The organism is Seonamhaeicola sediminis (genome assembly GCF_004358095.2).
Taxonomy (GTDB): domain Bacteria; phylum Bacteroidota; class Bacteroidia; order Flavobacteriales; family Flavobacteriaceae; genus Seonamhaeicola; species Seonamhaeicola sediminis.
Map to the genome: position 1 here is coordinate 1 of NZ_SMZJ02000001.1, position 13,009 is coordinate 13,009.

At 34.5% G+C, this 13,009-nt stretch carries 9 protein-coding genes and 1 pseudogene; 2 read left to right on the plus strand and 8 right to left on the minus strand.

Annotated features, from left to right (window positions below):
• The 3 genes and pseudogenes from E1J38_RS15285 to idi form a co-directional block, all read right to left on the minus strand.
• Positions 1 to 118, minus strand: a pseudogene (locus E1J38_RS15285) (IS200/IS605 family transposase); the annotation flags it as partial.
• A gap of 127 nt (positions 119 to 245) precedes the next feature.
• Entirely contained in the window at positions 246 to 656 is a 411-nt protein-coding gene (locus tag E1J38_RS00010; protein ID WP_133355132.1) for a 6-pyruvoyl trahydropterin synthase family protein, read from the minus strand.
• Positions 637 to 1,179 carry an isopentenyl-diphosphate Delta-isomerase gene (idi, locus tag E1J38_RS00015; RefSeq protein WP_133355130.1) on the minus strand — a complete coding sequence of 181 codons (543 nt, stop codon included), beginning with the start codon at positions 1,177 to 1,179 and terminating at the stop codon, positions 637 to 639. The genes E1J38_RS00010 and idi overlap by 20 nt, the downstream gene beginning before the upstream one ends.
• A 119-nt stretch (positions 1,180 to 1,298) precedes the next feature.
• Here idi and E1J38_RS00020 point away from each other — a divergent pair, with 119 nt between their 5' ends.
• Together E1J38_RS00020 and E1J38_RS00025 are read left to right on the plus strand one after the other, a co-directional pair.
• Complete coding sequence (locus tag E1J38_RS00020) at positions 1,299 to 2,888, plus strand: peptide chain release factor 3 (RefSeq protein WP_133355172.1); 1,590 nt, start codon at positions 1,299 to 1,301, stop codon at positions 2,886 to 2,888.
• A 140-nt stretch (positions 2,889 to 3,028) separates the two neighbouring features.
• Positions 3,029 to 3,262, plus strand: coding sequence for a (4Fe-4S)-binding protein (locus E1J38_RS00025; RefSeq protein ID WP_133355128.1), 234 nt, complete (start codon positions 3,029 to 3,031; stop codon positions 3,260 to 3,262).
• Positions 3,263 to 3,301: 39 nt separating this feature from the next.
• Here E1J38_RS00025 and E1J38_RS00030 read toward each other — a convergent pair whose 3' ends face one another.
• The 5 genes from E1J38_RS00030 to rplJ form a co-directional block, all read right to left on the minus strand.
• Positions 3,302 to 3,619 carry a DUF3467 domain-containing protein gene (locus tag E1J38_RS00030; RefSeq protein ID WP_116523920.1) on the minus strand — a complete coding sequence of 106 codons (318 nt, stop codon included), beginning with the start codon at positions 3,617 to 3,619 and terminating at the stop codon, positions 3,302 to 3,304.
• A gap of 141 nt (positions 3,620 to 3,760) precedes the next feature.
• Complete coding sequence (rpoC, locus tag E1J38_RS00035) at positions 3,761 to 8,062, minus strand: DNA-directed RNA polymerase subunit beta' (RefSeq protein WP_133355126.1); 4,302 nt, start codon at positions 8,060 to 8,062, stop codon at positions 3,761 to 3,763.
• Between the two features lie 30 nt (positions 8,063 to 8,092).
• Positions 8,093 to 11,905, minus strand: a complete 3,813-nt coding sequence (gene rpoB / locus E1J38_RS00040) for a DNA-directed RNA polymerase subunit beta (protein WP_133355124.1) — start codon at positions 11,903 to 11,905, stop codon at positions 8,093 to 8,095.
• 125 nt (positions 11,906 to 12,030) lie between these two features.
• Positions 12,031 to 12,411: a 50S ribosomal protein L7/L12 gene (gene rplL, locus E1J38_RS00045; RefSeq protein WP_133355122.1), complete on the minus strand. Its 381-nt coding sequence runs from the start codon at positions 12,409 to 12,411 to the stop codon at positions 12,031 to 12,033.
• A 64-nt stretch (positions 12,412 to 12,475) separates the two neighbouring features.
• Positions 12,476 to 12,997, minus strand: a complete 522-nt coding sequence (gene rplJ / locus E1J38_RS00050) for a 50S ribosomal protein L10 (protein ID WP_133355120.1) — start codon at positions 12,995 to 12,997, stop codon at positions 12,476 to 12,478.
• Between the last annotated feature and the right edge of the window lie 12 nt (positions 12,998 to 13,009).

A 13,009-nucleotide genomic window follows, 5' to 3' on the forward strand; every position in this document is an offset into this window, starting at 1 on the left:
AAACCAAAGTCCCTCCCGACTCTTCGGTAAGAAGCTCTTTCCTATACTTCAAAGGAAAAACCAAATGATACAACAATAATGTCTTGTTATGGCTCTTGTATATATGCTCATCTTCCACAATCGAAATATACACTTTTTCAAAGCGTTATGAAAAACCAACCGTTTTTCATACTTTTCCTTTTCTACACCCGAGGCAAGCCTCGGGGAATTCTATTGGATTAAATATAGAAAATAATTCTACAAAATTACTTCCCAGAATAGGTTACAAAATTTCTTGGTGTTTCATAAAGCGTTATTTCAAGATCTAAATTGGCATCTATTTTTGGTCTCATTTTATTGTAGATTACCACCGAAATATTTTCAGCAGTTGGGTTTAAGTTTTCAAACTCTGGCACTTCAATATTCAGGTTTTTGTGATCAAAAGCGTCTTCAACTTCGTCTTTTATAATAGACTTGAGTACCTTCATATCAATAACATAACCCGTTTCTTTGTCAATCTCTCCTGTTACACTCACTATTAGTTCATAATTGTGTCCATGAAAATTGGGATTATTACATTTATCAAAAATCAATTCGTTCTTTTCATTGCTCCATTCTTTTCTGTATAACCTATGAGCCGCATTAAAGTGGGCTTTTCTACTTACTGTTACTCTCATTTGTAGTTACGTTTATATGTTCGTAGAATTTTTTAAAAATCACTTTAAACCATGCCGTATAAAGTTCTGGTTTTTTAGCTATATGGGCTTTGACATCCTCCAAAGGCATCCACTTCCAATTGGCCACTTCATCTGGGTTAATACTTGGCTCTCCCTGATACTTTCCGAGTAAAATATGGTCATACTCATGCTCGGTCAATCCATTATCAAAAGAGGCCTTATAAATAAACGAAATAGATTCTTCTAGTTCTGTCACAAACCCCATCTCCTCTTGCAAGCGCCTTTTTCCGGCTTCAATATTACTTTCACCTTCACGTTGATGGCTACAGCAGGTGTTGGTCCAAAGTCCTGGTGAGTGATATTTATCTAAAGCCCTTTGTTGCAGCATCAATTCATTTTTATGATTAAAAACAAAAACAGAAAACGCACGATGCAGCAGAGCTTTTTCATGAGCTTCCATTTTAGGCTTTAACCCAATTTGCTCGTCCTGTTCATTAACAAGAATTACTTTTTCTTCTTCCATAGTAAAACAAAAATACCAAGTAATAATTAATATTTACAATGTTTACAAGAAAAACTAAAAATGCCAATTATGAAATACTAAATTATAAAGTATCTTTGCAGCCATTCAAGAATATCAACATGAGTTTTTTAAAAGAAATTAAACGCAGACGTACTTTTGGGATTATTTCCCATCCAGATGCTGGTAAAACTACTTTAACAGAAAAATTATTGCTTTTTGGAGGTGCCATTCAAGAAGCTGGAGCTGTAAAAAGTAACAAGATAAAGAAAGGAGCTACTAGTGATTTTATGGAAATTGAAAGACAGCGTGGTATTTCGGTCGCAACATCTGTACTAGCATTTGAGTATAACAACATTAAAATTAATATTCTTGATACGCCTGGTCATAAAGATTTTGCTGAGGATACTTTTAGAACCTTAACTGCTGTTGATAGTGTAATAGTGGTTATTGATGTTGCCAAAGGTGTCGAAGAACAAACTGAAAAACTGGTTGAAGTTTGTAGAATGCGAAATATTCCCATGATTGTATTCATAAATAAATTGGATAGAGAAGGTAAAGATGCTTTTGATTTGTTAGATGAAGTTGAACAAAAGTTAGGTTTGAAAGTAACACCACTAAGTTTCCCAATAGGTATGGGTTATGAATTTAAGGGTATTTATAATATTTGGGAGAAAAACATAAACCTATTTAGTGGAGACAGCAGAAAAGATATTGAAGAAACTATTCAAATATCAGATTTATCGTCTACTGAGTTAGATACTTTGGTAGGTAAAGATTCTGCTAACACCTTAAGAGATGAAATTGAATTGGTAGAGGGTATCTATCCAGAATTTGACAAAGAAGCCTATAGAAATGGTCATTTACAACCTGTATTTTTTGGTTCTGCACTAAACAACTTTGGTGTTAGAGAACTTTTAGATTGCTTTGTTGATATTGCACCTACCCCAAGAGCTAAACAAAGTGATACTAGATTGGTTACACCCGAAGAAAACAAATTTACAGGGTTTGTTTTTAAAATTCATGCCAATATGGACCCCAATCATAGAAACCGATTGGCTTTTGTAAAAATTGTTTCTGGAGAGTTTAAACGAAATACCCCTTACCTTCATGTTAGACACAATAAAAAGCTAAAATTCTCTAGCCCAAATGCTTTTTTTGCGGAGAAAAAAGAGATTGTAGATATATCTTATCCAGGTGATATTGTTGGTTTACAGGATACTGGAAGCTTTAAAATTGGAGACACACTTACAGAAGGTGAAGTTTTAAATTACAGAGGTATTCCAAGCTTTTCACCAGAACATTTTAGATATATTAATAATGCAGATCCTTTAAAATCTAAGCAATTAGCTAAAGGTATAGATCAATTAATGGATGAAGGTGTTGCTCAATTATTTACATTAGAATTAAACGGTAGAAAAGTAATTGGTACTGTAGGAGCATTACAGTATGAAGTAATACAGTATAGATTAGAGCATGAATATGGAGCCAAATGCACCTATGAAAACTTAAATGTGGCCAAAGCTTGTTGGATTGATCCAGAAGATGATAAAAATGATCAATACAAAGAGTTCATCCAAGTTAAGCAGCGTTTTCTTGCAAAAGACAAAAAAGGTCAATTGGTCTTTTTTGCAGATTCACTATTTTCATTACAAATGACCCAGCAAAAATACCCGAGTATTAAATTTCATTTTACATCAGAATTTAATTAACCTACTATGTATTTCATCGATAATTTCTGAAATAATTTGTTTTTAAACGATATTTTCATACATTTAATCGGCAATTTAAATCTGTAGAAAGATAGTTTTCTACATTTAATGAAGAATATAACCCCAAAAATGTTCTACCTATGGAAGTTAAAGCTAACGAATTCAGTAATAAAGATATTACTGTCACCTACGATCCATGTAAATGTATTTTATCTGGAACTTGTGCCAAAGAACTCTCTGATGTATTTAGTAATTCTATTATTCCTTGGGTGAATTTAGATCACACTGAAACTAAACGCATCATTGAACAAGTTAAGAGGTGCCCTTCGGGAGCCTTACATTATTTTAAAAACAAAAGCATGCAAGCTTCATAAAAAAAGCCTTGAACTATGTAGTTCAAGGCTTTTTTTATTTTATGCTTGCCCTGTTGGACCAAAATTCAATGGTATTGGTGGTTGCTCGTAATCTTTAATTTCACCATGTGCATTTTCAAATCTAGCCACATTATCGGCTAAAGCTTTTAATAACCGTTTTGCATGCTGTGGTGTTAGAATAATTCTAGATTTTACTTTGTTTTTAGGAACCCCAGGCATAATGTTTACAAAATCTACCACAAATTCTGATACAGAATGATTAATAATTGCCAAGTTAGAATAAGTCCCTTCTGCAACTTTTTCATCTAACTCAATATTTATCTGACCTTGTTTTGGTTTATCAGTTTCGTCTGCCATAATTTTATTTTTTAATTAAAAAGCCTCCAAGTAAATTATACATGAAGGCTTTTGTTTTTTTAGATTCCCGCATTACTCATCGATACTTACCTTCACAATAAGGTATTCGTGAATCTTCGATTTCGCGGGAATAACAGATAATTAATTGTAATTCAACTCTTGTTTTACTTGCATCATTTCGTCAAATTCCTCTTTAGAACCTACAATAATATCAGAATAACTTCTCATACCTGTACCTGCTGGAATTCTATGCCCTACAATTACATTTTCTTTAAGTCCTTCTAAAGTATCTATTTTACCAGCTACAGCAGCTTCGTTAAGAACCTTTGTGGTTTCTTGGAAAGATGCAGCAGATATAAATGATTTTGTTTGAAGTGATGCTCTAGTAATACCTTGTAATATTGGCGTTGCAGTTGCTGGTTTAGCATCTCTTGCCTCAACAAGTTTTTTATCTTCTCTACGCAATAAAGAATTCTCATCTCTCAATTGGCGAGGTGTTACCATTTGCCCCGCTTTAAGATTTACAGAATCACCAGCGTCTTCAATAACTTTCATTCCGAAGATATCATCATTTTCTTTGATAAAATCAGCTTTATGAACTAATTGATCTTCTAAGAAAATAGTATCTCCAGAGTCTATAATCTTAACCTTACGCATCATTTGTCTTACAACAACTTCAAAATGCTTATCATTAATTTTCACACCTTGCAGACGATATACTTCTTGTACCTCATTCACTAAATATTGTTGTACAGCTGAAGGTCCTTTAATATTTAAGATATCATCTGGAGTTACAGAACCATCAGATAAAGGCATACCAGCTTTTACATAATCATTTTCTTGAACAAGAATTTGATTAGATAACTTAACTAAGTACTTCTTAATATCTCCTGTTTTAGATTCTACTATAATCTCACGATTACCACGTTTGATTTTTCCAAAAGAAACAACGCCATCAATCTCACTAACAACAGCTGGGTTAGATGGATTACGAGCTTCAAACAACTCTGTAACACGTGGTAAACCTCCTGTTATATCACCGGCTTTGGCTGATTTTCTAGGAATCTTAACTAATACTTTACCAACATTAATTTTCTCACCATCATCAATCATTAAGTGTGCACCTACTGGTAAATTGTATGAGCGTATAGTTTCACCTTTTGCATCTTCAATATGAATGGTAGGAATTAATTTCTTGTTTCTAGATTCTGAAATTACTTTTTCCTGGAATCCGGTTTGCTCATCAATTTCAACTTGATAGGTTATACCTTGCTCAATATTTTCATATTTAATCTTACCAGCAAATTCTGAAATAATAACACCGTTGTATGGATCCCAAGTACAAACAACATCTCCTTTACTTAATTTTTGTCCGTTCTTTATTAAAAGATTTGAACCGTAAGGAATATTATTAGTACTTAAAGTTATGCCTGTTTTCTCATCAACTAACTTAACTTCAGAAGTACGAGAAATAACAATATCAACGTCATTTCCTTCACTATCAACACCTTTAACAGTTTTTAAGTCTTCAATTTCAGCAATACCATTAAACTTAACAGCAAGCTTATTGTCCTCAGAAATATTACCTGCAATACCACCTACGTGGAATGTACGCAAGGTTAGCTGTGTTCCAGGTTCTCCAATAGACTGTGCAGCAACTACACCAACAGCCTCACCACGTTGTACCATTTTACCAGTAGCCAAGTTACGTCCGTAACATTTAGCACAAATACCTTGTAAAGCCTCACAAGTTAATGCTGAACGTACTTCAATACTTTCAATTGGAGAATCTTCAATAGATTTTGCTATATCATCCTCAATTAATTGACCAGCAGATACCAATAACTCATCTGTTAATGGATTATGAACATCATTTAAAGAAACACGACCTACAATTCTTTCTTCTAAGGTTTCTACAACTTCATCGTTTTTCTTTAATGCTTCTACTTCAACACCTCTTAAAGTTCCACAATCTTCAGTATTAATGATTACATCTTGAGACACATCAACTAATCTTCGCGTTAAATAACCTGCATCTGCTGTTTTAAGAGCGGTATCTGCAAGACCTTTACGTGCTCCGTGTGTAGAGATAAAGTACTCTAAAATTGAAAGTCCTTCTTTAAAGTTAGAAAGAATAGGGTTTTCAATAATCTCTCCACCACCAGCGTTAGATTTTTTTGGTTTTGCCATTAACCCACGCATACCGGTAAGCTGACGAATCTGTTCTTTAGAACCACGAGCTCCAGAATCAAGCATCATAAACACAGAGTTAAACCCTTGTTGGTCTTCTCGAATACGCTTCATAGACAACTCGGTTAATTCGGCATTGGTAGAAGTCCAAATATCAATAACCTGATTGTATCTCTCGTTATTGGTAATAAGTCCCATATTATAGTTACCTGTAATACCATCAACTAAACCATTAGCCTTGTCTATCATTCCTTGTTTTTCTGGTGGAATAATGATATCTCCTAAGCTAAAAGACAACCCTCCTTGAAAGGCGAATTTAAATCCTAGCGTTCTAATAGAATCTAAGAAATCTGCTGTTTCAGGAACTGAGGTAACTTTTAAGATATTTCCAATAATATCTCTTAAAGACTTTTTAGTTAAAACTTGATTTATGTATCCAGCAGCTTGAGGAACGTGTTGGTTAAATAACACACGACCTACCGTGGTTTCAACAATCATTCTATCAAGTTTCCCTTCTTCATTTAAATCAATTGTTCTTACCTTAATACCCGCATTTAAATCTACTCTTTTCTCGTTAAAAGCTATTACAACCTCTTCTGGTGAATAGAAAGTTAATCCTTCTCCTTTGACTGGTATTTCGGGAGTTGATTTACGCTCTTTAGTCATATAGTATAACCCAAGAACCATATCCTGAGATGGTACCGTTACTGGTGATCCATTAGCAGGATTTAAGATATTATGGGATGCCAACATTAATAATTGACATTCTAAAATAGCCTCTGGCCCTAATGGTAAGTGAACTGCCATTTGGTCACCATCAAAATCTGCGTTAAATGCCGTACATACTAATGGGTGTAACTGAATTGCTTTACCCTCGATTAACTTAGGTTGAAAAGCTTGAATACCCAAACGGTGTAAGGTAGGAGCACGGTTTAGTAATACTGGATGTCCTTTAAGAACATTTTCCAAAATATCCCAAACCACAGGCTCTCTTTTGTCTATAATTTTCTTTGCAGATTTTACAGTTTTTACAATACCTCTTTCAATTAATTTTCTAATTACAAAAGGCTTATAAAGTTCTGCTGCCATGTTTTTAGGCAATCCACACTCATATAATTTTAATTCAGGACCTACAACAATTACAGAACGTGCTGAATAATCTACACGTTTACCAAGTAAGTTTTGACGAAAACGCCCTTGCTTACCTTTTAATGAATCTGATAATGATTTTAATGGTCTGTTAGAATCTGTTTTTACTGCTGATGACTTACGTGTATTGTCAAACAAAGAATCTACTGATTCTTGTAACATTCGTTTTTCGTTACGTAAAATTACCTCAGGAGCTTTTATTTCAACTAAGCGTTTTAAGCGATTGTTTCTTATAATTACTCTTCGGTACAAATCATTTAAATCTGAAGTAGCAAAACGACCACCATCTAATGGTACTAACGGACGTAATTCTGGTGGAATTACTGGAATAACCTTCATAATCATCCACTCAGGACGATTTTCACGATTATTGTTAGATTCACGTAAAGCTTCAACAACTTGTAAACGTTTTAAAGCTTCTGTTTTACGCTGTTTAGACGTTTCAGTATTTGCTTTATGACGTAATTCATATGATAAAGATTCTAAATCTATTCTAGCTAAAAGCTCAATTAAACATTCAGCTCCCATTTTAGCAATAAACTTCTCTGGGTCTGAATCATCTAAATATTGGTTTTCTTGTGGAAGCGTTTCAAGAATATTTAAGTATTCTTCTTCTGTTAAGAAATCCATTTTTTGTAATGGTTCACCTTCTTCATTTTTAGCATTACCAGGTTGAATTACTACGTAACGTTCGTAGTAAATGATCATATCTAATTTCTTAGACGGTAAGCCTAATAAATAACCTATTTTGTTTGGTAAAGAACGGAAGTACCAGATATGTGCTACAGGCACCACTAAGTTTATGTGTCCTACTCTATCTCTACGTACTTTTTTCTCAGTAACTTCAACACCACAACGGTCACAAACAATACCTTTATATCGAATTCTTTTATACTTTCCACAAGCACATTCGTAGTCTTTTACAGGACCAAAAATACGCTCACAAAACAAACCATCACGTTCTGGTTTGTGTGTTCGATAATTAATAGTTTCTGGTTTTAAAACCTCACCTCTAGACTCTGCTAAAATAGATTCTGGTGATGCTAAACCAATTGAGATTTTATTGAATCTCTTAACTGCATTTTTATCTTGTTTTCTTGCCATAATATATGGATGAAATGATTTTTTTATTTACTACTCCTCTAATCTGATATCTAATCCTAAACCTTTTAATTCATGCATTAATACATTGAATGACTCAGGTAAACCTGGATCAGGCATTGGCTCTCCTTTAACAATACTTTCGTAGGTTTTAGCTCTACCAATTACATCATCAGATTTTACAGTTAAAATCTCACGTAAGGTGCTTGATGCTCCATAAGCTTCAAGTGCCCAAACTTCCATCTCACCAAAACGCTGACCACCAAATTGTGCTTTACCACCAAGCGGCTGTTGTGTAATTAATGAGTAAGGACCTATAGAACGTGCATGCATTTTATCATCAACCATGTGTCCTAATTTCAACATGTAGATAACACCTACAGTTGCTGGCTGATCAAAACGTTCACCTGTTCCACCATCATATAAATAAGTATGTCCATATCTTGGGATACCTGCTTCATCAGTTAATTCATTAATCTGATCAATTGTAGCTCCATCAAAAATAGGCGTTGCGTACTTTCTACCTAACTTTTGACCTGCCCACCCTAAAACAGTTTCATAAATCTGACCAATATTCATACGAGATGGTACTCCTAACGGATTCAGTACAATGTCAACAGGTGTTCCATCTTCTAAGAATGGCATATCTTCTTGACGTACAATACGTGCAACAATACCTTTGTTACCGTGACGTCCCGCCATCTTATCACCTACTTTTAATTTACGCTTTTTAGCAATGTAAACTTTAGCAAGCTTAATAATTCCAGCAGGTAACTCATCTCCTACAGAAATGGTGAACTTCTCACGTCTTAATGCTCCTTGAAGATCGTTTTCTTTTATTTTGTAGTTGTGGATTAAATCGTCAACCAATTTATTAGTGTGGTCATCCGTAGTCCATTTTCCTGCAACTAAATGTGCATAATCATCAACAGCATTTAACATTTTTAAAGTGAATTTTTTACCTTTTGGTAATACTTCTTCACCTAAATCGTTAAAGATACCTTGTGCTGTTTTACCATTTACAATGGCAAATAACTTATCAACTAAAACAGCTTTTAAGTCATCAAACTTTCTGTCGTATTCTGCTTCTAATGCTAAAATATCGTCTTTATCTTGAGCTCTCTTACGCTTATCTTTAACAGCTCTTGCAAATAATTTCTTATCAATTACAACACCGTTCAATGAAGGTGAAGCCTTTAAAGATGCGTCTTTTACATCTCCAGCTTTATCACCAAAAATAGCACGTAGTAATTTCTCCTCTGGCGTTGGATCAGACTCTCCTTTTGGAGTAATCTTACCTATTAATATATCGCCAGGTTTTACTTCGGCACCAATTCGAATCATACCATGTTCGTCCAAGTCTTTTGTTGCCTCTTCCGATACATTTGGAATGTCGTTTGTTAACTCCTCATTACCTAATTTGGTGTCTCTAACTTCTAAAGAATATTCATCAATATGAATGGATGTAAATATATCTTCGCGAACAACTTTTTCAGAAATAACAATAGCATCCTCAAAGTTGTAACCTTTCCATGGCATGAAAGCAACTTTCATATTTCTACCAAGCGCTAACTCACCTTGTTGGGTAGCATATCCTTCACAAAGTACTTGACCTTTAATAACTTTATCCCCTTTTTTAACAATAGGTTTAAGGTTGATTGAAGTCCCTTGGTTAGTTTTTCTAAACTTAACTAATTGATATGTTTTTACGTCTGAATCGAAACTTACTTTTGCTTCATCTTCAGTACGATCATATCTAATTTGAATTTCATTAGCATCAACATAAAGTACTTCTCCAGAACCCTCAGCATTAACTAAAACACGTGAATCTGAAGCTACTTGACGCTCAAGACCAGTGCCTACTATAGGCGCATCTACTCTTAATAATGGTACCGCTTGACGCATCATGTTTGATCCCATCAAAGCACGGTTTGCATCATCATGCTCTAAGAAAGGAATTAATGATGCTGAAATAGATGAAATTTGATTTGGAGCAACATCTGTATAGTGTAATTCACTTGGATCAATTACTGGGAAATCTCCTTCTTGACGTGCAATAACCTTATCATGAAGAATTTTTCCAGATTCATCAACCTCTACAGTTGCTTGGGCAATTAGTTTTTCTTCCTCCTCCTCGGCACTTAAATATGTTGGCTTATTTTTGATATCTACAACACCATCTGTAACTTTTCTATAGGGTGTTTCAATGAATCCCATAGAATTTACTTTGGCGTATACTGATAGTGAAGAAATCAATCCTATATTTGGTCCCTCAGGAGTTTCTATCGGACAAAGTCTTCCATAATGTGTGTAGTGAACGTCACGTACCTCAAAACCTGCTCTTTCTCTTGAAAGACCTCCAGGTCCTAGAGCTGATAAACGACGCTTATGAGTAATCTCTGCTAATGGATTGGTTTGATCCATAAACTGAGACAACTGGTTTGTACCAAAAAATGAATTGATAACTGAAGATAAAGTCTTCGCGTTAATCAAATCAATAGGAGTAAACACCTCGTTATCACGAACATTCATACGCTCACGAATGGTACGTGCCATACGTGCTAAACCAACTCCAAATTGAGATGACAACTGCTCACCAACGGTACGTACACGACGGTTTGATAAGTGATCAATATCATCAATCTCTGCCTTAGAGTTGATTAGCTCAATTAAATATTTTATAATGGTAATAATATCATCTTTAGAAAGCACTTGCTTATCCATGCCAATATCAAGACCTAATTTTTTGTTCATTCTGTAACGCCCAACTTCACCAAGAGAGTAACGTTGGTCTGAAAAGAATAATTTATCAATTATTCCACGAGCCGTTTCCTCATCTGGTGGTTCAGCATTACGTAATTGGCGGTAAATATGCTCAACAGCTTCCTTTTCAGAATTTGTTGGATCTTTTTGAAGCGTATTGTGAATAATAGCGTAATCACCTTGCTCAGAAGTTTCTTTATGTAATAGGATAGTCTTGACTTCTGCTTCTAAAATCTCTTCTATGTTATCTTTATCAAGAACAGTATCTCGGTCAAGCACAATTTCATTACGCTCGATAGATACAACTTCCCCAGTATCTTCATCAACAAAATCCTCATGCCATGTATTAAGTACACGTGCTGCTAATTTTCTTCCTAAGTATTTTTTTAATCCCGTTTTTGACACTTTAACTTCTTCAGCTAAATCAAAAATCTCTAAAATATCTTTATCACGTTCAAAACCTATAGCTCTGAATAACGTTGTTACAGGTAATTTTTTCTTTCTATCAATATAGGCATACATTACCTGATTGATGTCTGTGGCAAACTCAATCCAAGAACCTTTAAATGGAATTACCCTTGCTGAGTATAATTTAGTTCCATTTGCATGGAAAGATTGCCCGAAAAACACCCCTGGAGAACGGTGTAACTGAGACACTACAACACGTTCTGCACCATTAATTACAAAAGTTCCGCTAGGCGTCATGTAAGGAATAGTTCCTAGGTACACATCCTGAACAATAGTTTCGAAATCCTCATGCTCTGGATCTGTACAGTATAACTTTAACCTTGCCTTTAAGGGTACACTGTAAGTAAGTCCTCTTTCAATACACTCTTCGATGGTGTATCTTGGTGGATCTATGAAGTAATCTAAAAATTCTAAAACAAATTGATTTCGAGAATCTGTGATTGGAAAGTTTTCCATGAAGGTATTATATAAACCTTCGTCACCTCTTTCATCTGATTTTGTTTCTAATTGGAAAAAATCCTGGAAGGATTTAATTTGAATATCCAAGAAATCTGGATATTCTGTTCTATTTACAATAGACGAGAAATTTAATCTTTCAGCTTGTGTTGACAACATCAATGAACGGAATTTTGATTAAAAAATAAAATAATAGCGTATGTACTCTTTATATACGCAAAATGGTTTAGGTCTTAGAGATCGTCTCTCCAGACCTAAACCTTTGAGTTTTTAGGTTGTTTAGCTTACTTAAGCTCAACCTCAGCTCCAGCTTCTTCTAATGAAGCTTTTAAGCCTTCTGCTTCGTCTTTAGAAACACCTTCTTTAATAGCGCTAGGTGCCTCATCAACTAATCCTTTAGCTTCTTTAAGACCTAAACCAGTTAATTCCTTAACTAACTTAACTACAGCTAATTTAGAAGCTCCAGCTGCTTTAAGGATTACGTCAAATTCAGTTTTTTCTTCTGCAGCTTCTCCGCCAGCAGCAGCACCTCCACCAGCAGCAACAGCTACAGCTGCAGCAGCAGGCTCGATACCATACTCATCTTTTAATATAGTAGCTAACTCATTAACTTCTTTTACTGTTAAGTTAACTAATTGTTCTGCGAAATCTTTTAAATCTGCCATTTTTCTATCGTTTTAAAATGTTTTTTTAATAATTTATTTTGTAAAAAGTGCGTACTGTTTTATACTATCCTTCTTTTTCAGATAGTGTTTTAATAATACCAGCAAGTTTTCCACCACTTGATTGGAGTGCTGAAACAACATTTTTAGCAGGCGACTGTAAAATCGTAATGATTTCACCAATCAATTCCTCTCTAGATTTGATATCTACTAAGGCATCTAACTGCTCATCACCAATGTAAATAGCTTCCTCAATAAAAGCTCCTTTTAATAAAGGTTTATCTGATTTCTTGCGGAAGGTTTTAATTAACTTTGCTGGTGCATTACCTGTTTCAGAATACATCACAGATGTGTTTCCTTTTAAAACAGTAGGAAGATCTCCAAAATCTTTATCTGAAGCTTCCATTGCTTTTTCAAGTAATGTGTTTTTAACTACAGCCATCTTTACGTTTGCTTTAAAACAAGCACGACGTAAATCTGAGGTTGTTCCTGCATTTAACCCTGAAATATCTGTTAAATAGATATTTGTATTGTTAGCTAATTCTACAGTTAACTCCTCAATTACTTGTGATTTCTCTTCTCTTGTCATAATAAAAGTTTT